The organism is Lentzea kentuckyensis (assembly GCF_002150765.1).
Taxonomy (GTDB): domain Bacteria; phylum Actinomycetota; class Actinomycetes; order Mycobacteriales; family Pseudonocardiaceae; genus Lentzea; species Lentzea kentuckyensis.
In genome coordinates, this window is sequence record NZ_MUYM01000004.1 from 133,278 (window position 1) to 152,211 (window position 18,934).

18 protein-coding genes and 1 tRNA gene are annotated in these 18,934 nt (G+C 69.1%); 8 read left to right on the forward strand and 11 right to left on the reverse strand.

From position 1 onward, the window contains the following. Window positions 1-31 precede the first annotated feature (31 nt). Window positions 32-796, forward strand: a complete 765-nt coding sequence (gene rph, locus B0F77_RS03165; RefSeq protein ID WP_086661223.1) for a ribonuclease PH — start codon at window positions 32-34, stop codon at window positions 794-796. Beyond that, the gene (gene rdgB, locus B0F77_RS03170) at window positions 793-1,392 is read left to right on the forward strand and encodes an RdgB/HAM1 family non-canonical purine NTP pyrophosphatase (protein ID WP_086661224.1); all 600 of its coding nucleotides are present in this window, start codon (window positions 793-795) and stop codon (window positions 1,390-1,392) included. The genes rph and rdgB overlap by 4 nt, the downstream gene beginning before the upstream one ends. On the opposite strand, the gene B0F77_RS03175 is transcribed toward rdgB, so the two are convergent. From B0F77_RS03175 to B0F77_RS03200, 6 genes are all read right to left on the reverse strand, one after another. After that, complete coding sequence (locus B0F77_RS03175) at window positions 1,389-4,262, reverse strand: NACHT domain-containing protein (RefSeq protein WP_086661225.1); 2,874 nt, start codon at window positions 4,260-4,262, stop codon at window positions 1,389-1,391. The two genes, rdgB and B0F77_RS03175, sit on opposite strands and share 4 nt — an antisense overlap. A gap of 10 nt (window positions 4,263-4,272) precedes the next feature. Then, window positions 4,273-4,611 carry a DMT family transporter gene (locus tag B0F77_RS03180; protein ID WP_086661226.1) on the reverse strand — a complete coding sequence of 113 codons (339 nt, stop codon included), beginning with the start codon at window positions 4,609-4,611 and terminating at the stop codon, window positions 4,273-4,275. Between the two features lie 287 nt (window positions 4,612-4,898). Next, entirely contained in the window at window positions 4,899-5,366 is a 468-nt protein-coding gene (gene bcp / locus B0F77_RS03185; RefSeq protein WP_086661227.1) for a thioredoxin-dependent thiol peroxidase, read from the reverse strand. Window positions 5,367-5,377: 11 nt separating this feature from the next. Beyond that, entirely contained in the window at window positions 5,378-5,905 is a 528-nt protein-coding gene (locus B0F77_RS03190) for a hypothetical protein (RefSeq protein ID WP_086661228.1), read from the reverse strand. Between the two features lie 337 nt (window positions 5,906-6,242). Beyond that, entirely contained in the window at window positions 6,243-7,271 is a 1,029-nt protein-coding gene (locus B0F77_RS03195) for an LLM class flavin-dependent oxidoreductase (RefSeq protein ID WP_086661229.1), read from the reverse strand. Between the two features lie 7 nt (window positions 7,272-7,278). Continuing rightward, on the reverse strand, window positions 7,279-8,046 hold the full coding sequence (locus tag B0F77_RS03200) for a hypothetical protein (protein WP_245847793.1): 768 nt from the start codon (window positions 8,044-8,046) through the stop codon (window positions 7,279-7,281). Between the two features lie 21 nt (window positions 8,047-8,067). On the opposite strand from B0F77_RS03200, the gene B0F77_RS03205 reads away from it, so the two are divergent. From B0F77_RS03205 to B0F77_RS03215, 3 genes are read left to right on the forward strand one after another with little or no spacing between them, the layout of a single operon-like run. Then, window positions 8,068-9,171, forward strand: a complete 1,104-nt coding sequence (locus tag B0F77_RS03205; RefSeq protein ID WP_086661230.1) for an NAD(P)-binding domain-containing protein — start codon at window positions 8,068-8,070, stop codon at window positions 9,169-9,171. Window positions 9,172-9,198: 27 nt separating this feature from the next. Then, on the forward strand, window positions 9,199-10,314 hold the full coding sequence (locus tag B0F77_RS03210; RefSeq protein ID WP_086661231.1) for a hypothetical protein: 1,116 nt from the start codon (window positions 9,199-9,201) through the stop codon (window positions 10,312-10,314). A 3-nt stretch (window positions 10,315-10,317) separates the two neighbouring features. Next, entirely contained in the window at window positions 10,318-10,719 is a 402-nt protein-coding gene (locus tag B0F77_RS03215; RefSeq protein ID WP_086661232.1) for a hypothetical protein, read from the forward strand. 142 nt (window positions 10,720-10,861) lie between these two features. On the opposite strand, the gene B0F77_RS03220 is transcribed toward B0F77_RS03215, so the two are convergent. The 3 genes from B0F77_RS03220 to B0F77_RS03230 form a co-directional block, all read right to left on the reverse strand. After that, window positions 10,862-11,482 (reverse strand): DedA family protein, encoded by a 621-nt coding sequence (locus B0F77_RS03220; RefSeq protein WP_245847794.1) that lies wholly within the window; start codon window positions 11,480-11,482, stop codon window positions 10,862-10,864. A gap of 95 nt (window positions 11,483-11,577) precedes the next feature. Beyond that, window positions 11,578-14,190: an NPCBM/NEW2 domain-containing protein gene (locus B0F77_RS03225; RefSeq protein WP_086661234.1), complete on the reverse strand. Its 2,613-nt coding sequence runs from the start codon at window positions 14,188-14,190 to the stop codon at window positions 11,578-11,580. A 672-nt stretch (window positions 14,191-14,862) separates the two neighbouring features. Next, complete coding sequence (locus B0F77_RS03230; RefSeq protein WP_086661235.1) at window positions 14,863-15,162, reverse strand: hypothetical protein; 300 nt, start codon at window positions 15,160-15,162, stop codon at window positions 14,863-14,865. On the opposite strand from B0F77_RS03230, the gene B0F77_RS51075 reads away from it, so the two are divergent. Further along, a complete protein-coding gene (locus B0F77_RS51075) occupies window positions 15,163-15,432 on the forward strand; it encodes a winged helix-turn-helix domain-containing protein (protein WP_483868444.1) in 270 nt (89 codons plus the stop codon). Here the strand turns inward: B0F77_RS51075 and B0F77_RS03235 are convergent. Further along, window positions 15,392-15,465, reverse strand: a tRNA-Leu gene (locus B0F77_RS03235). The genes B0F77_RS51075 and B0F77_RS03235 overlap by 41 nt on opposite strands. Window positions 15,466-15,585: 120 nt before the next feature. Here B0F77_RS03235 and B0F77_RS03240 point away from each other — a divergent pair. After that, window positions 15,586-15,807: a DUF3618 domain-containing protein gene (locus B0F77_RS03240; RefSeq protein ID WP_030479208.1), complete on the forward strand. Its 222-nt coding sequence runs from the start codon at window positions 15,586-15,588 to the stop codon at window positions 15,805-15,807. On the opposite strand, the gene B0F77_RS03245 is transcribed toward B0F77_RS03240, so the two are convergent. Beyond that, window positions 15,804-16,418, reverse strand: coding sequence for a TetR/AcrR family transcriptional regulator (locus tag B0F77_RS03245; RefSeq protein WP_245847795.1), 615 nt, complete (start codon window positions 16,416-16,418; stop codon window positions 15,804-15,806). The genes B0F77_RS03240 and B0F77_RS03245 overlap by 4 nt on opposite strands. A gap of 355 nt (window positions 16,419-16,773) precedes the next feature. Here B0F77_RS03245 and B0F77_RS03250 point away from each other — a divergent pair, with 355 nt between their 5' ends. Next, on the forward strand, window positions 16,774-18,933 hold the full coding sequence (locus B0F77_RS03250) for a glycosyl hydrolase family 95 catalytic domain-containing protein (RefSeq protein ID WP_245847796.1): 2,160 nt from the start codon (window positions 16,774-16,776) through the stop codon (window positions 18,931-18,933). Window position 18,934: the final 1 nt, after the last annotated feature.

Below are 18,934 nucleotides of genomic sequence, written 5' to 3' on the forward strand. Positions count from 1 at the left end.
ACGCTCCGCAGGGTTCATTAGGGTAGGGGCCGTGGTGCGAAGCGACGGCCGAAACGATGACGTGTTGCGTGACATTCGGATCACGCGTGGATATCAGACCTGGCCCGCGGGCTCGGTCCTGATCGAGTTCGGGAACACCCGCGTGCTGTGCGCCGCGAGTGTCACCGAAGGAGTCCCCCGCTGGCGTCAGGGCTCGGGTCTCGGTTGGGTGACCGCCGAGTACGCGATGCTGCCGTCCGCCACGCACTCCCGCAGCGACCGCGAGTCCGTGAAGGGCCGCATCGGTGGCCGCACGCACGAGATCTCGCGCCTGATCGGACGCTCGTTGCGGGCCTGCATCGACCTGGCGGCGCTCGGTGAGAACACCATCGTCATCGACTGCGACGTCATCCAGGCCGACGGCGGCACCCGTACCGCCGCGATCACCGGTGCCTACGTGGCGCTGGCCGACGCGGTGACGTACCTGGGCGCGGCCGGTCGCCTGGCCGACCCGAACCCGCTCTCGTGCGCGGTGTCCGCGGTCTCGGTCGGTGTGGTCGACGGCAGGGTGCGGCTCGACCTGCCGTACGAAGAGGACTCGCGGGCCGAGGTCGACATGAACGTCGTCGCCACCGACGCCGGCACGTTGATCGAGGTCCAGGGCACCGGTGAGGGCGCGACCTTCGCCCGGTCCACTTTGGACCGCATGCTGGACGTGGCGCTGCTCGGATGCGCCGAGCTGAACCGCCTGCAGGCCGCCGCGCTGGCCGAGCCGTACCCCGGCGTGCTGCCGGAGCCCAAGGCGAGCAAGCGATGAAGCTGCTGCTGGCCTCGCGCAACGCCAAGAAGCTGCGCGAGCTGCAGCGCATCGTGGTCGCCGAGGGCCTGGACGGCATCGAGGTGCTCTCGCTGTCCGACGTGCCGGAGTTCCCCGAGGCCCCGGAGACCGCGCCCGACTTCGAGGGCAACGCGCTGGCCAAGGCCCGCGACGCCGCCGCGGCCACCGGGCTCGTGTCGGTCGCGGACGACTCCGGGCTCGCCGTCGACGAGCTGAACGGCATGCCCGGCGTGCTGTCCGCACGGTGGTCCGGCAAGCACGGCGACGACGACGCCAACCTGGACCTGCTGCTCGGCCAGCTCGGCGACGTGCCGGACGAACGCCGTGGTGCGGCGTTCGTGTCGGTCGTGGCCATGGTCGTCCCCGGCGGCGAAGAGGTCGTCGTGCGCGGTGAGTGGCGCGGCACGCTGTTGCGTGCGCGGCGCGGAACCAACGGCTTCGGTTACGACCCGATCTTCGTGCCCGAGGGCTACGAGATCACTTCCGCGGAGATGACCGCCGAGGAGAAGGACGCGGAGTCGCACCGCGGCCGCGCGTTGAAGCTGCTGGTCCCGTACCTGCGCAAACTCGGCTAACCGATCCACTCGATGCGCACATCGGGGCCGAGTTCGTCGACCCCGATGTGCGTGTTGAAGCGGTGCAACTGGAGCCTCAGGCGCCGGTCCTTGAGCGGCCGAAGATCGATCGGGACGTCTCTTTCGCTACCGATGAACACGCGGTCCAACTGCGGCAGCGGGGGAAGAGCGGCGAGGTCCGGCCAGCAGCTGCAAACGAGGGAACGCAGTCCACGTACCTCTGCGATCGGGCTCAAATCGCAGTCGCGGGTCACTGCGCTCAGCTGAAGGCCCCGCAGCGCTCGTCCGTGCAAGAACTCCAGGCTGATCCACGGTTCGCGTTGGAACAGGGCCAGTGTCTGCACGACTGAGGGCAACTGGTCGAGGTTGACGAACCGTTGCGCACGTGACAGGTAGATCATGTGTGGTGCGGTTCCGGCGAGCAGGCTGAGATCCACCTCGCCGGCCATCGGTGCGTCGAGGTAGCGAAGCCCTGGCATCCATTGCACGAAGCTCAGGTCCGGCTGCACTTCGTGGGGTGGCAGCAACACATCCGTGCCCACCAAATGCCGCAATTGAGACAGGTGTGGCATCAGGCGGGCGGACCGGATTCTGGCGTAGCCGTGTTCGAGCGGCGCGTCGGCCAGGACTTCCTCCGCATAGCGTTGTGGGTCGAAGTGCAGCCACGCGTCGAGCAGCTCCTTCTGGACGCTCAATCGGGCGTCACGTGCGTAACCGGCCAGGCGGGCCATGGCCTCTGGTGACCCGACCAGGGCCGCGCTGCGGACCGTCGCGGCCGCGGCGGCCTCGGACAGGGCGCTCAGGTCGGCCGGGAGATAACGCAGCACGCGATGGCCGATGGTCGCCAGAGAAGTCGTTTCCTTGGTGCTGCGTGGCGGCACCAAGGTGTTCTTGATCATCGAGTTGACCCGTTCGTGCACCTCCGCGTCGACGTCCTTGACCGTCTCCAGGCACGCCGCCGCGAGCAGTCGCAGCCGCCGGCTCCGCCGCGGTTCGCGATCAGCGCGGTCGAGCACCTTGGTGATCAGGTCGCTCACGTCAGCCCGTCGCCCATGGCCGCACGCGAGCACGATCGTCTCCGCCCAGGAGTCGAGATGTGCGTGGGACACCAACGTGTCGATCTGGTCGTCCTCCATCGCCTCCTCACCGGCGAGGTACTCCTGGAACGTCCGGTGCACGAAGTCCACCCGCCCCAACACGGGTTCGCGGATGACTCCGCTGCGTTCCAGCAGGTGCGTGACGATGACGTCCGGCTGCTCGTCGACGTTGGGCATCGCCCGGACTTTGCGCGCCACGTGTTCGCGGACTTTCGCCGTCGGCAGCTGGCTGCGGCCGCCCAACGTCAGCCGCCAGGCCAAGTCCCGCAACAGCACGGTCTTGTCCGAGGTGGTGAGTATCCGGGCGATGCCGCGTTCCGCGTCGCGCATGTCCAGGAGCATCGTGAGCGCGGCCGCGTACAGCTCCATCCGGTTGCGCGGCAGTTCGGAGACGCGTTCGAGGTTCAACGCGCACAACATCGCGCAGAGCAACGGCGAGGACGCCAGCGCGCGCAGGTGTTCCCGGCTGTCGAGCTGGCTGATGAGCCGCCGTTGCGCCTCATCCGGCGCCTTGGCGGCTTCGTGCCAGCGTTGGACGAACGCCTTCACGTCGGCGGAACTCATCTGTTCGAGCAGGACGGAGGTGAACAGAAGCTCGTCCAGCCACTTCTCGTCGGCCGCGGCGGGACGAGCGGTGACGACGAACTGGGAGTCCGGGAAGGCGTGCACCAGTTCGCGCAGCCATTCGCGGACCTTGAGGCGCTTCTGCGGCGGCACCTCGTCGACGCCGTCGACGAGCACCAGGCCTCGGCCCTCGCGCAGGACGCGGTGGACCCACCCCGATGGCATGAGGCCGGCGAGCGGCCCCGTCACGAACTCGTCCGGTCGTGGCAACGGGGAGTCGGCGTAGGCCCGCAGCCGCACGGGAAGCGGGATGAGGCCGTTCCAGCCACGCAGGTCGTCGACGAACCCGCCGCGGGCAGCGGTGACCGCGAGCCAGTCGAGCAGAGTCGTCTTCCCCGAACCGGCTTCGCCGCGCACGAAGGTGCGGCTGCTCAGCGCGGACTCGACGCGCACGCCGGAGCGTGTCCGGTCCGCCTCGCCGAACCACTCGCGCCGCTGCCGTTCCCGGCCGGACACCGTGAGACTCAGATACGCGACGCTCAACGCGAGCCTGGGCTTGTCCTTCATGGACAGCCCCAGGAGTTCCAGGCGATCGAGGTTCGCGGCGACGTAGCGCAGGTACTCGTCGCGGAACTCGTCGTCGTTGTCCGTGCCGGCCGGTGCGTACAACGAGGTCCGGGGCAGGCGGGCCAGCACGTCTTCCAGCAACGCGGTCTGGGCGGTGGCGAGGGACAGCACCTCGGCCAGCGCACGCGGCTGGAACGGCGGCAGGTGCCTGATGATCTGGACGAGGTAGCGACACGACTGGTCCAACGCGATCTCGTAGCACCGCCCCAGGTCGTGGCGCGGCAGCGAGCGGCGGATGCGCTGGGCCAGGACCTCGGGGTCGGTGTCATCGCTGAGCAGGGCCTCGTCGGACAGGTCGATGGACGACAGCGCCTCCTGCACCGCGGTCAGGGAAGCGGCGACGTCCTCGTCGGCGAAGCGTTCGAGGACGGGTTCCAGCTGCTCGGTGACCTGGTGGCCGATGTGCTGGACGAGAGTGTCGAGCTTGGCTCGTTGGGTGGGCTTGTCGAGTTGCGCCGCGGCGAGGTCGGTCAGCGACGAGGCTCGCGTCTCCTCCTCGCAGTGGGAGGCCAGCCATTCCGTCGCGGCGCGCATCGCCACCGACTGACCCAGCTTGGAGACCGCGACGATTGCTAAGCCCACCCAAACGAGATTAGCCGGTGGCGTGCGCGTGGGACGCGACGGACACCACGCACACGCCCGCCGCGATCAGGGCCATGCCGCCCAGCATCGCGAGGTTCAGCGGGTCGGAGAAGAGCACGCGGCTGGTGACGGCGACCAGCGCGATGCCCGCGCCGGCCCAGATCGCGTACGTGATGGCGACCGGCAGGCCCATCCGGATCACCACCGACTCCAGGTACAGAGCGGTGAGGAACCCGGCACCGAGGCCGGCGACCGGCCACGGTTTCGTGAAGCCGTCGGAGTACTTCAGACAAAGGGTTGCGAAAACTTCCGCGGCCACGGCCACGGTCAGCAGAATCCACTTGAGCATTGAATTTTCCCAGCACGAAATGCACGCAGCGCAAGGCATGCGTGTTTGACTACGAACGGACGACAGGGCTCAAACGCCCAGGTCAACCGCCGCGCGTGGGAAAGTGGACGCGCAAGACGAAATCAGACGGGATGTCGGGACCGCGAGGTGCCGTCAAGCGACACACGGTGTATCACCCTCACCGGAACAAGGGGCGGCATTTGTTGCACGCCCTCACCCCGACCATACCCGAAGAAGGGGCCGCCGCCGCAAGAGTTGCGGCGGCGGCCCCCATGTTCGGTGGAAATTCAGGCGGGGAGTTCGCGCAGCAGCTTGGCGACGTGGCCGGTGGCGCGGACGTTGTACATGGCCTTGACGATCTTGCCGTCGGGGCCGACGAGGAACGTCGAGCGGATCACGCCCTGCACGGTCCTGCCGTAGTTCTGCTTCTCGCCGAACGCGCCCCACTCGACCAGGACGGACTTGTCCGGGTCGCCGAGCAGCGGGAAGGTGAGGCCCTCCGCGTCGCGGAACTTCGCGAGCTTCTCCTGCTTGTCGGCCGAGATGCCGACGACGGCGTAACCGAGGTCGTTCAGCTGGGCGAGGCTGTCGCGGAAGTCGCAGGCCTGCTTGGTGCAGCCCGGCGTGCTGGCAGCCGGGTAGAAGTACACGACCACGGACTTGCCGAGGTAGTCGGACAGGGACACCGGCTTGCCCTCGCTGTCGGGCAGCGTGAACGCGGGCGCGGTGTCTCCGGGCTCGAGACGACTGGTCATGCCTGCAGAGACTAGGCCTGGCCCTCGAACAACGTGGCGGCGTCCTGGCCCCGTCCACCGGGCTGGATGGACAGCTGCATCTGCACCGGGGACTCGGACACCGCGAACGCCAGCTGGAACTGGGTGTCGCGGCCCGGAGGCAGTTCGGCCACGGCGCCGGCGAGGCCGTTGAGGCCCTGCACGGAGTCGACCAGTTCGGCGGCCGGGTCGCCGTTCGCCGTCGCGCGCACGGACAGCTGGGACGGGTGGTAGGTCGCCTTGGAGCCGTTGTAGACCGTGATGGTGAAGACCGCGGTGCGCTTGGCGCGCGGGATGGCCGTCTCGGACGGCGCGAGCGAGCGGGGAGCGGACACCACGACGGACAGGCCAGAGGCCCACACGCGCTGGGTGCCGAACGCGGCGGCGCCGGACGCGCTGGGCGTCTCAGCTCGTTGCTCGACTGTCAGGTTCTCGTCCGGGGTGACGGCGACGCTGGGGCCCGCACATCCCGCCACGGCCAGCAGCAGGCACAGGCCCGCGGCCGATTTGGCGAACTTCACGAACTCCCCTTTCCCACCCCGGCGGTGGGTGTGAACGACTCACGTCAACTGTGACGGTGCCGAAGGGGTGGTGGGGACCGAAAAGGGGCCTTGACGCGGACCTGGTGCCAGGCCGTGGCCGTCTCGTGATGGGCGGCGTGGGCGGCGCCACATGGTGCGCCGGCCCCACGCCGTCCAGCGGCTTCATCCGCTTGGAGAAGCTAGGGAGCGCGTCGGGGGGCGTGCGCGCTCACACCGATCATCGCCCACGGTGTGTCTGGCGCTACAAGCGGAGCCGTTTATCACCCGTTCAGACCAGCGTCAGTCGTACGAAACGTGAAGCTCACGCCTGGCCGACTCACGTATGTGCGGCTGAACGGCCCATCGACGGCGTCCGTTCGGCCACATCGCTGAGCAGTTCGAACGAACGGAGCCGGTCCTCGTGCCCGTGCACGATCGTCGTCACCATGAGCTCGTCGGCGGCGGTCGACTCCATCAACTCGTCCAGTCCGGCGCGGACCGTTGAGGGGGACCCGATGATCTGGGTGGCCATGCGGTCCTCGATCACCAGCTCGTCGATCTCCGTGTACGGGTGGTCGGCGGCCTCCTGCGGCGTGGCCAGCGGCGCCGGGCGGCCCTGGCGCAGCCGCACGAACGAGAGCGCTCCCGGGCCCGCGATGTAGCGGGCGTGCTCGTCGGTGTCCGCCACGATCACCGAGGCGCACACCATCGCGTACGGCTCCTGGAGGACCTCGGACGGCCGGAAGTTCCGCCGGTACAGCTCCAGCGCCGGCAGCGTGTTCTGGGCGCTGAAGTGGTGGGCGAACGCGAACGGCAGGCCGAGCATGCCGGCGGCCTGCGCGCTGTAGCCGGACGAGCCGAGCAGCCAGATCGGCGGCTTGTTGCCGGCGGCGGGCACGGCGTTGAGCTCAGCGGCGCCCTCGAAGTACTTGATCAGCTCGGTCAGCTCCTGCGGGAAGTTCTCCGCGGAGAGACCGGCCTCGGTGCGCCGCAGCGCCCGCGCGGTCTTCTGGTCGGTGCCGGGCGCACGGCCGATGCCGAGGTCGATGCGGCCGGGGTGCAGCGCTTCGAGCATGCCGAACTGCTCGGCGACCACCAGCGGGGCGTGGTTGGGCAGCATGACGCCGCCAGAACCGACGCGGATCGTCGACGTGGCGTCCGCGATGTGCCCGATCAGGACGGCGGGCGCGGAGGACGCGATGCCGGGCATGTTGTGGTGCTCGGCGAACCAGTAGCGGTGGTAGCCGAGCCGTTCGGCCTGCTGAGCGAGGTCCCGCGAGTTCCGCAACGCGGTCGTGGCGTCCGATCCCGACGTGATCGGGGCGAGGTCGAGAACGGACAGCGGGATCTCACTCAGACGGCTCATACATCGATCAACACCGATACTTGGTGACTTCTTCCGTGACTCGGGTAACTCGTTTCGAGGCCTGCTGCCAGGTGGTGCCCTGCGGGTGCAGGGTCAGCACCGCGACGATGCTGAACAGGCAGGTCCCGGACGTGTGCATGGCAGGGGACTTCAGGTCCAGCTCCGGCTCGTCCGCGTCCAGCAGCAGGCGCGGGCGGCGCTTCTGGACGCACGGCTCCTCCGGGTCGCCGAAGCCCGACCAGCCCTGCTTGAACGCGGGCTTCCAGGTGACCGACGGCAGCCCGAACGACTGGTCGAAACCGTCCGAGGCGCACTTCGTGGCCCGGTGCAGGTGCCCCATGATCGTGCGCCGGACCGACGGTTTCGCCTTCTCCAGCACGTAGCGATAGGTCTTCACGACGTCGGAAGCACTCACGGCCGTATAGCCCCACATGCCACGCCTCTCCGGCGGGCGCGTGTCCTCAAGACCGATGCGTTCGGCCGTGCGCACGACGAGCTGTTCCCAGCCGTTCTCGACCCACAGCTCGCTCGCCGCGTTGTCGTCGCTGGAGCGCAGCATCGGTTCGATGCGCGGGTCGTCGCCGCGCGTCTCCAGTTGCTCGATGGCGATCAGGATCTTCACCAGCGAGGCGGACCTGATCGGCTTGTGCACGTCTTTGCCGGTGAGGCGGTGGGTGATCCGGTCGTAGACCGCGTAGGACTCGGACGGGGTGGGCGCGGGCGCGACGGGTGCGGGCGCCCCGGCGATCAACGCCAGCGTCAGGATTAGGTGCACGCGACCGGAAGTTAGCGGCGAATGACTCTTTCGTCACACGGGGGCACGGACCGGAGCGCGCTTTCGGTTGACCATGACGTGACGGATGTGGTGGTGATCGGCGCCGGACAGGCAGGCCTGTCCGCCTCGTACTTCCTGCGCCGGCGCGACGTCGACCACGTCGTGCTGGACGCGAACCCCTCGCCCGGTGGCGCGTGGCTGCACCGCTGGCCCTCACTGCGGATGCGGACCGTGCACGGCATCCACGAGCTGCCCGGCATGCCGTTCGAGCAGCCGTCGCCCGACTCGCCGGCCAACGAGGCGATCCCGTCCTATTTCGCCCACTACGAGCGGCTGTTCGACCTGCCGGTGGTGCGGCCGGTGAACGTGACGCAGGTGGTGGACGACGGCGCGCTGCTGAAGGTCGAGACCTCCGACGGCGTCTGGACCACGCGGGGCCTGATCAACGCGACCGGGACGTGGCGCCGCCCGTTCTGGCCGTACTACCCAGGCCAGGAGACGTTCCAGGGCCGTCAGTTGCACACCGCCGACTACCAGGGGCCGGAATCGTTCGCGGGCAAGCGGGTCGTGGTCGTGGGCGGCGGTGCGTCCGCGACGCAGTTGCTCATGGAGATCGCCTCAGTTGCACAGGAGACCCGGTGGGTGACCCGGCACGAGCCGGTGTGGCGCGAGGGCCCGTTCACCGAGGACTACGGCCGCTGGGTCGTCGGCATGGTCGAGGAACGCGTCCGCGCCGGGCTGATCCCGCACAGCGTCGTGAGCGTGACGGGGCTCGCGTTGAACGAGGCGACGCGCGCTGCCATCGCGTCCGGAGTGCTGGACCGCAAGCCGATGTTCGACCGGATCACGCCCAGCGGTGTCTCGTGGGAGTCCGGTGAGGACTTCGACGCCGACATCATCCTGTGGGCCACCGGGTTCCGGCACGACCTGGACCACCTGACGCCGTTGCACCTGCGTGCTCCCGGCGGCGGCATCCAGGTCGACGGCACACGGGTGGTCGCCGATCCGCGCATCCACCTCGTCGGCTACGGGCCCTCCGCCAGCACGATCGGCGCGAACCGGGCCGGCCGCAGTGCCGTTCGCGAGCTGATGGGCTACCTGGGTCAACGGGTTTCCGCCACCTGACGTCGCCCGGCGTGCCAGGATGCCGTGGTGGGCTCTTTCAAGGTCGATCCCGCGGCCGTCGCCGGGCTGGGACAGCTGGTGCAGCGGCAAAGCGACGGCATCGCCGGCCATCTTGCGGCGCTGGAGCACAACGCGGTCTCCGACCAGGGCGACGGCTTCTTCGAGCTGATCAGCAGACAGCTGGTCCACCTGCGCTACTACGCCCACTCCAACACCCGGCAGGGGCTGAGCCTGGCGGGGAACTCGGCTCTGCAGCTGCGCGACACCGCCGCGTTCTACGTGGCGACCGACAACTCGGTCGAAGCACGCCTCGACGGCACCTACCGGCCCGTCACGTCGGTCGACCGCGAGCGCTCCTCGCTGCCGTGCGAGGTGACCCAGAGCGGCTTCGGCGACGTGCACGACGTGAGCGGTTACCAACCGCCGACCTCGGTGGATCTCGAACAGGACCTGGGCTGGCCGGTGGACCTGGAGGCGCGGCTCAACGCCCTCGGCGACCTGGTGTCGACCGGCGCGAAGATCGGCAGGCTCGTCGAGACCGTCACGCACTGGAACCCGTTCGAACGCGCCGCGCTGCTCGTGTCCGGCGACTGGAACGCGATCCACCGCGAAGGCCTCATCATCGCCGACACCGGCAAGGCCTTCGACCACATCGCCACGAACATCGACCACGGCCGCTTCAACATCCAGTCGGCCTGGGACGGCAACGCCGCCGCGGCCGCCGAGAACTGGCTCGACGAGTACGCCAGAGCCTGCCGCGAGCATGCCACCTACTGCCGTGAGGCCGCCGAGAAGATCCGCAACCTCGCCGAGGCCGTCTACCACCGCGCCAAGTCGCTGGAGACCGCGCTCGGCACGCTCGTCGACCTGGTCGGCGAACTGATCTCGCTGAAGAAGATCAACTCGATCCGGGCGACCATCGCCGCGGCCTTCGACGAGGCGCTCGACTTCGCGACGGGGACCGGCGACTTCAACGACCTGTTGAAGGCCCTCAAGGCCTGGGCGGGTGAGGCGACCGCGCTCACCGACCTGATCTTCGCCACCGCGCACGAGTTCTCGGGGATCGTGGCGGCGGCCAAGGGGCAGGGCGAGGTCGTGGCGGCGCGGTGGCCCTGTGCTCCCTACGACCATCCGGGGGTCTGAGTCGTGCTGAACCCGTTCGAGACCTCGGTCGGCCGCCAGGCCCGCCTCGCCGAGTTCCGGATCCTGGCGGCGTCGGGTGACGGGGTGCTCGCGGACTTCGCCAAGGAGGTCGTGGCCGGCCGTGCCGAGCCGCGCGAGCTGCTGACGACCGGCTGGGTGGTCGAGGGCTGGATCGACGAGCTCCAGGCTGAGGCCGAGCGGTTCCGCGACTCCCCGGAGGCCGCTGACGAGTGGTCGCTGGAGCAGGCGCAGGCCTTTCTGGACCAGCATCTCGCCGGTGTCGCTTCGCTTGACGTCGAGGCGGTCGAGGCGGTCGAGGCGGGGCTGACGCGGTCGGCGCGGGTGGTGCCGGTGCCGGACGAGGACGACGAGGTAGGGCCGCCGTTGCTCAAGGACGCTTGGTAGCGGCGTCCGTTGGTCGCTGGGGCAGGTGCGAGCCGGTATCTCGCCGGTGCGCCTCGGTTGAGGTCGAGGTGGTCGAGGTGGGCTTGACGCGGCCGGCATGGGTGGTATCGGTGCCGGATGAGGACGACAGGGCCGCTGTTGCTCAAGGGCGCTTGGTCGCGGCCTCCTTTCGCTTCGACAGGCGGGTGACCACGAAGACGGCCACCACGATGAGCGCCAGGGCCAGGACGCCCTTCGAGGCCAGGCCCACGTACTCCTCGACCAGGTGCCAGTTGTCGCCCAGCAGGTAGCCCGCGAGGATCAGCGCCGTGTTCCAGAGCAGGCTGCCCGCGGTGGTGTAGGCGAGGAACGGGAGCATGCGCATGCGTTCGATGCCCGCCGGGATCGAGATCAGGCTGCGGAACACCGGGATCATGCGGCCGAAGAAGACGGCGCGGTAGCCGTTGCGCAGGAACCAGGCCTCGGTCCTGTCCACATCGGACACGCGGACCAGGGGCATGCGAGAGGCGATGCGGCGGACCCGGTCGCGGCCCAGCAGGGCACCGAGCCAGTACAGGAGCACCGCGCCCGCCACCGAGCCGAAGGTGGTCCAGGCGATGGCGGCGAGCAGCGACATCTTGCCCTGGGCCGCGGTGAAGCCGGCCAGGGGCAGGAAGACCTCGCTCGGCAGCGGAGGGAAGAGGTTCTCCAGCGCGATGGCCAGGGCCGCTCCGGGTGCGCCGGCCGTTTGCATCAGGTCGGTGACCCAGTCGACCAAGTTCATGGGGTCCAAGTTACGGATTGGGGAGGCTGGGGACATTGGGGTGAGCCGTAAAGGTGGGGTGGGGAAAACCCCACCCCGACCTCCGGGGAAAACCACTACGAGCAGCGAATCCTTGCGTCGGCCCAGGAAGCGTGGTCGTTCTGGGTGCCGTCGCCGCCGTCCAGAACGCGCAGGGTGAGAGTGCTCACGCCGGTCACGTCCACGGCCAGATCGCGGGCAGGCGAACGCACGCCCAGCAGGCCCGTGTCGGCCAGGACCACGCCGTCGCCGAGCACCTGGAACGACACCGTGCCGCCGGCCCGCTGCCGGGCGACGTCCAGGCCCGCCTCGTCGTCGACGCCGACCGAGGCGGCGAAACCGGTGCAACGCGTGCCCAGCGCATAAGTGATCTCGGACGACGCGTGCGTGCCGAGACCCTTGCCGTAGGTCACCCGGCGCAGCGCGATGCCCCGCCCGTCACCGGCCGTGGCGCCGCCGTTCGTCAGGTCCTTCTCGACCGGCCCGTCGCCGCCGACAGCTGACACCCACGGCCGATCGCTCAAATAGGACCAGGAGTCCGACAGCGGCCGCACCAGGTGCACACGAGCGGTCTTCTCGGACTCCACACCGCCGTTGAACGACGCCACCACCGGGATGTCGAAGTAGCCGAACGACGAAGGCTGCGCGGGCGGCACGACGGTCCAGGAGCCCGACAGCGCCTGGCCTGGACGCACGACCCGCGCTGAGACGGGCGAACCCTGCACCGACCACCCGGCGGGCACGCGCGGCGTCAGCGTCACGCCTCGCACGTCCTCCTTCGAAGTGAACAACCCGGAAACCACGAACCCGCGAGCAGACGCCGACACCGAAGTCGAAGGCACAGAGGAAACCGGCCGCTCACACGTGCGTGAGCCCGCACGGCACGCGATAGCGGCGAAACCGCCGTTGGCCGCCACGTCCAACGTCAGCACGTCTCCGGAGCGCACGGTCCGTGACTCGCGCACGAGACCAGAGGGACCATCACGCGTGATCTCCACCAGCCACCGTCCGGACGGTAGCGAGAACGGCACGGACACGGTCCGCGCCGCACCGGAGTAGCCGCCGCCGATGAACCACCGGTCACCGGACCGCCGCGCGAACACCGAGTGGTCCGCGGGACGCCCGGACAGCAACCGGGTCTCGTCCCAGGCCGTCGGCACCTGGTCGACGAAGCGTTCCGCGACAGGTCGCGCGGCGTAGTCCTCGGGACGTCCGGCGAGGTTCGCGAGGCCCGACTCGTAGATCACCGTCAGCGCCAGTTCGTGCGCGTCGGAGGTGGTGCGTGACGGGCGGTGCCATGCCAACGGCGTGTAGTCCATGCCACCGACGACACCGCGCGTGAACGGCAAGGCGGTCAGGTGCGCTCCGGTGAGTCCTGAGGACTTCTCACCGCCGTGCACGGCCTCCATCGTCATGACGTGCGGCCACGTGCGGTGGATGCCGTGCGGGATCGTCGAGCCGTGGAAGTTGACCAGCAGGTGGTGCTGGGCGGTCTCCGCGAGAATCCGGTCGTACCAGCGGTAGCGGTCCTGGCCGTCGGAGTCCATGAAGTCGATCTTCACGCCCGCGATGCCCCACTTCTCGAACAACGCCAGCCGGGCGGCGCTCTCCGCGGGCGTGTCGAGCTCGTCGTAGTGGATCCAGAGGTGGATCTTCACGCCACGCGCGCGGGCGTACGAGACCAGCTGCGGGATCCACGACGTCTGCTCCCACGTCGGGTCGTAGTCCCAGTTCGGGTCGAAGTACCAACCGGCGTCGACCAGCGCGTAAGGCCATCCGTGCGCAGCCGCGTAGTCAACGTACTGCTTCTGCATCGCAAGGCTCTGACCTGCCTCGCGGCCACCGGCGAGCCAGCTCCAGAACACCTTGCCCGGCTCGATCCACGACGTGTCGCGCACCTTCGACCGTGGTGCCAAGTCGTCCACAAGTGTCGATGACGACACGTCTGCCAGGGAGCCGACAACGGCTGTGCGCCACGGCGACTGCCACGGGCCGTCCACGAGCACCTTCTCGTCCCAGTACTTGATCGCGTACGACGACGACCCCGCCGTGTGCACGAGCCGCGCACCCGAGTGGCGACCGTCCACAGCGGACTCGGTGAGCAGCGAGTACACGCCGTTCGTCTCGAACAGCGCCGGATGCAGGAACTCCGCGGTCTCGGCGTTCACCGCGTTGGTCTCTACGAACGGGTTTTCGTAGTCACGCCGGTACTTGGCGATCCACGCGGTGGCACTCGACGGCACGACGAACGCCGACGTCTCGCGCAGCACGTTGCCGAGGCCCGCTGGCAGTTCGTAGCGGTAGGCGACGCCGTCACGTGCGGTTCGCACGACAAGATCCAGACGGGCGGCGCCGGCGAACGTGTACCGCTCCTCCTTGTGCACCACCGTGCGCTGCCGTTGCTTGCCGGACGACGCCGTGTAGTGCTCGACCACGCGTCGTTCGGACCGTCCGGTCAACCGCAGACCGGTGGAAAGATCCGCTCTTTCCGTCACCACGCCCACAGGGCTCGGCTCCAGGACGGTGGTGCCGCCACGGGTCACCGACAGTGTCGGCACCCCGTTCGACAGGCTTACCACCGCCTTCGGCCACACGTCGGTTTTCGCTGCTGCTACTGGTGTTGTGACGCCCGCTGCCAGGGCGATGACGAGTGCTCCCGCCGCGCGCAGGCGCACGGTAGACAACCGCATGTCCAGTCCTCCAAGACGTCGGTCGCGGCGGCGACAGATCCGATGTATACGCGCTGCGGCGCCATTGGTCCACAGCCGGGCGGAAAGGCCTTTCCGCCCGGTAACCGGGTGGCTACGATGCGTTCGATGGCCGAATCGGTGGGAACGTGTGCGAACTGCGGCGCCGCGACCGCCACCTCCCGGCGCAGGCACGCGCGGTACTGCTCGAACGCCTGCCGGCAGCGGGCATATCGGCAGCGGGTGAACGAACCCGTTACGACACTGGACAGTTTCATCGGCCGAAGCGACGAGCTGTCCTGTCTCGCCACACTCCAGGACACCCGCGTGCTCACGCTCGTCGGCCCGGCCGGGGTCGGGAAGACCAGGCTGGCCAAGGAGTTCGCCGGCGCCGCGGCCTGGGTCGAGCTCGCTTCGGTGGACCGCGGCGTGGCGCGGGCGTGCGTGTCGGCGCTCGGCATCGGCGAGGTCGCCGTCGAACCCCCGTTGAGCACCCTGGTGCACGCGCTGGCGGACGAACAACTGCTGCTGGTGCTGGACAACTGCGAACACGTCGTGGCGGAATGTGCCGCCGTGCTGGAGCCGCTGCTGCTCGGCTGCCCGGGAGTGCGGGTGATCGCCACGAGCCGGGAGCCGTTGCGGGTGCCGGGCGAGGTGCTGTTCGCGGTGCAGCCGTTACCGCTCAAGCGCGCCGTGGAGCTCTTCACCGACCGCGCCCGGTCGAACCAGCTCGGCCTGCGGCTGGACGACTCGGAGGTGCTGGCCGCGTTGTGCGCGCGCCTGGACCGGCTGCCGCTGGCCATCGAGCTCGCCGCACGGCTCGTGACGGTGCTGCCGGTGCCGGAGCTGCTGGCGCGCCTGGACGACCGGCTGGAACTGCTCAACCGCGGCAACCGCACCGCCGCCGAACGCCACCAGAGCCTGCGCGCGGCGATTGAGTGGAGCTACGACCACCTCAGCGCCGACGAGCAGCACGTGTTCCGGTGCCTCTCGCAGTTCCCCGGCGGCTTCGGGCTCGACATCGCGGTGGCGGCCTGCGGGCTACCGGCGGACCGGGTGCTGGCGCTGCTGTCCGCGCTCGTGACCAAGTCGCTGCTCACACCGGCCGGCAGCGGCCGCTTCGAACAGCTGGAGTCAGTGCGCCTCTACGGCCGCGAGAAGCTCGCGGCCGTAGCGGTGAACCACCACGAACACGCTGATCGGATGAGGTCGGGGGGACTCGAACCCCCACTGGCTGGGACCTAAACCCAGTGCCTCTGCCAATTGGGCTACGACCCCTCGGGTGGAAGCCTATAGGCCGCTCATGTACTCGCTCTCTCGGGTCGGACGTGGGTCGCTCGGAGCCGCGGCCGGGACCGTCCACTACGGTTGCGGGCAGAACCGCTGCTAGGAGGACATGTGGCTCGCGATCCCGACACCATCCAGCGCGAGATCGAACAGGCTCGCACCGCGCTGGCCGCCACCTTGGACGAGCTCAGCGAGCGGGCCAGCCCGCAGAAGCTCGTCGAGCAGGGCAAGTCGTCCGTGCTCGACGTGCTGAGCCAGCCCAAGGTCAAGTACACGCTGATCGCGGTCGGCGCCGTCGTCGGCTTCGCGCTGGTCCGCAAGCTGTTCCGCTAGGACACTCGCACCAACGGCAGAAGGACCTGCTCGACGACCTTCTCCACGAACGGCTCGTCGAGCGGGTCGCCGGTGAGCATCAACCGGTAGATCAACGCCGCACCGGCGATCTCGACCGCCATGCCGCGCGGGGCGTCAGCGCGAAGCTCGCCCCGTTCGGCGGCGCGGTCCAGGATTCCGCGCAGCACGTCGCGCTGCGAGATCAGGAACGTCTCCCGGAACGCCGCCGCCAGCTCGGGCTCGTGCGGCAGTTCGCCGACGAGTGCCTGGGCGGCCTTGCCGATCGGTCCTGAGAGGAACGCGGCGAACGACGAGAGGAACTCGCGCAGGTCGCCGGCCAGTGAGCCGGTGTCCGGTGCCGCGAGGTTCTGCGTGGCGAGCTGGGTGCACGTGTCGATCACCAGATCGAGCTTCGACTCCCAGCGCCGGTAGATCGTGGCCTTGCCCGCCCTCGCGCGGGCCGCCACGGCGTCCATGGTGAGAGCCCGGTATCCGACCTCGGCCATCACCTCGAGCGCTGCCTGACGTAATGCGTCGTCCCTGCTGGCGTCGCGAGGGCGGCCCCGCTGGGGGACCCTGCCCTCGTTGAACGCCGTTGTCGACACGGCCATGCCACCTCCTCGTACAAGGGCACGGCTGATGCGTGTTCTCCCCGCCCCTTTGGCGGGACATCCTAGGCGTCTTACCCATGTCGCAGGGTGAGCAGCACCCGGTTGTTGCTTCGTGTTGTGGTTGGTTGGGTCTTGCGCGATGTGACCTAGAACTCCTACCTTTCCCAGTTGTCTGGACCAGGCTGCACCGCCGCGCAGCAGGACGTGAGTAGTCGTCATGCGCGGACGAGGAGCGGAAATGGTCTTTGGCAGGAGGGGTTTCATTGGTGGAACCACGGCAGCGGTGGTGCTCGCCCAGACGGGGGTAGCGACCGGAAAAGAGACCGTGTCCTCGGATGTTTTCGCCTGCGAGGGCATGTCGGAACGCGATTGGGAAAAGTTCGTCGGGGAGCAGGATCTCGTTTGGCGGAAGCCCCCGACCCAGTACGGGCAGGCGCCGTTCCTCGGTGACGGCCGGCTCGGCAGCGTCGTCTACGTCGAGGGCAACACCGTGCGGTTCACCGTCCAGCACGCCGACGTGCAGGACCACCGCACCACCGGTGGCAGCCAGTTCGGCGTGTGCAGACTTCCGGTCGGAAACCTGAAGATGACCGCGGCGGGCACCGTCACGGCCGTCGACTGGCGGCTGGACCTGTGGAACGCGGAGCTGCGTGGGACCGTGACCACGACGTTGGGCGTGATCTCGTTCGCGGCCTACGTCCACTCCACCCGGTCGGTGCTGTCGGTGCAGGTCACCGCGACCGGCACGGAGCAGCCCGCGCTGGAGTTCGTGCCGTCCAAGGCGATTCCGCCCCGGGCGGACTTCAACCCGCTGCCGGACGGGTACGTGCTCAACCCCGACCCCGTGACGAAAGCCGACGGCCGCGAGACGCTGGTGACCCAGGCGTTGAACGCGGGCGGCCAGACGGCAACCGCTTTCCGGCTCGTCACGACCGGCCGGGTGCAACGCCTGCTGCTCTCGGTCGCGCACACCTACCCCGAGGTCGCCGCGGACAAGATCGTGCTGAAGGCGGTGCGCGAGGCCGCCGGGCTCGGCGGGCTGCTGACCAGGTCGCACCGGAAGTGGTGGAACGCCTTCTACCGGAAGAGCTTCCTGTCGTTCGGCGACCAGCGGCTGCAGGCGTTCTACTGGATCCAGCTGTACAAGGTCGCGTCCGGATCGCGGGCCGGCAGCCCGGTGATGGCGACGACCGGCCCGTGGCTGGAGAAGACGCCGTGGGCCGCCGCCTGGTGGAACCTCAACGTGCAGCTCGAGTACTGGCTGGTCCACGGCTCCGGCCACCTGGAGCTGGACTCGATCACCAGCACGTTGAAGGACAACCAGGACCAGCTCGTCCGCAACGTCAAGGAGCAGTTCCGGCACGACTCGGCGGGCGTCGGCCGCAGCACGGACGCTTCGACGTCCAACGCGGGCACGCTGTACGAGCCGGGCACGGGCGGCACCGGCGTGAAGGAGCTCGGCAACCTCACGTGGGCTCTGCATAACGTCTGGCTGTCCTACCGCCACAGCATGGACATCAGGATCCTGTCCGACGTCGTCTTCCCGCTGCTGCGCCGGTCGATCAACTACTACCTGCACTTCCTCAAGAAGGGCAACGACGGCAAGCTGCACCTCGACGTCACGACCTCGCCCGAGTACGGCGACGCCCCCGACTGCAACTACGACCTGCAGCTGATCCGGTGGGGCTGCCAGACGCTGATCGACTCGGCGCGGTTGCTGAAGATCGACGACCCGCTGGCGCCCAGGTGGGCCGAGGTGCTGCGGGACCTCGTGCCGTACCCGGTCGACGAGAACGGGTTCATGATCGGCGCCGGGGTGCCGTTCGTGGTGTCGCACCGGCACTTCTCGCACCTGCTCGCGACGTTCCCGCTGATGACCGTGAACTGGGACCAGCCGGAGAACCGGGCGCTGATCGAGAAGTCGTTGCACCACTGGATGTCGCTGGAGCCCGCGCACCGCGGCTACAGCTACTCCGGGTCCGGTTCGATCGCGGCGCGCATGTTCCGCGGCGACGAGGCCTACGCGTACTTCGTGAAGATGTTCGACACCACCAAGCGCTATCCGGTGCTCGAGAACACCATGTACACCGAGGCGGGCCCGGTCGTGGAGACGCCGTTGTCCGGCGCACAGACGATCCACGACTTCGTCTGCCAGAGCTGGGGCGGCGTCGTCCGGGTGTTCCCGGCCGTGCCGTCGGTCTGGCCGGACGTCATGATCGCCGACCACTCCTGCGAGGGCGGCTTCTCGGTGACCGCGCGCCGGACCGGTGGCAGGACCGAGTTCGTGCTCGTCCGCAGCCGCGCGGGCGAGCCGCTGGTGCTGCGGCACGGCATCGCGGGCCCGGTGTCCGTCGTGAGCCCCGTCCGGTACCACGACCGCGGCGACGGGACGCTGGAGATCCCGTTGCGCCGCGGGCAGGAAGTCCTGGTGCACCCCAGGGGCCGCCGCCCCGACCTGGCCGTCAGGCCGGTCCCCATCACGACCCCGGGCAAGCCCTGGGGTCTCCCCGCGTGAT

Excerpts from the sequence above, each read along its gene's own strand:
- B0F77_RS03220 (WP_245847794.1), bottom strand. The coding sequence starts at position 11,482 with ATGAACTTGGTCGACTGGGTCACCGACCTGATGCAAACGGCCGGCGCA.
- bcp (WP_086661227.1), bottom strand. The coding sequence starts at position 5,366 with ATGACCAGTCGTCTCGAGCCCGGAGACACCGCGCCCGCGTTCACGCTG.
- B0F77_RS03225 (WP_086661234.1), bottom strand. The coding sequence starts at position 14,190 with ATGCGGTTGTCTACCGTGCGCCTGCGCGCGGCGGGAGCACTCGTCATC.
- B0F77_RS03180 (WP_086661226.1), bottom strand. The coding sequence starts at position 4,611 with ATGCTCAAGTGGATTCTGCTGACCGTGGCCGTGGCCGCGGAAGTTTTC.
- B0F77_RS03195 (WP_086661229.1), bottom strand. The coding sequence starts at position 7,271 with ATGAGCCGTCTGAGTGAGATCCCGCTGTCCGTTCTCGACCTCGCCCCG.
- rdgB (WP_086661224.1), top strand. The coding sequence starts at position 793 with ATGAAGCTGCTGCTGGCCTCGCGCAACGCCAAGAAGCTGCGCGAGCTG.
- B0F77_RS03245 (WP_245847795.1), bottom strand. The coding sequence starts at position 16,418 with ATGGCCGTGTCGACAACGGCGTTCAACGAGGGCAGGGTCCCCCAGCGG.
- B0F77_RS03250 (WP_245847796.1), top strand. The coding sequence starts at position 16,774 with ATGTCGGAACGCGATTGGGAAAAGTTCGTCGGGGAGCAGGATCTCGTT.
- B0F77_RS03205 (WP_086661230.1), top strand. The coding sequence starts at position 8,068 with ATGACTCTTTCGTCACACGGGGGCACGGACCGGAGCGCGCTTTCGGTT.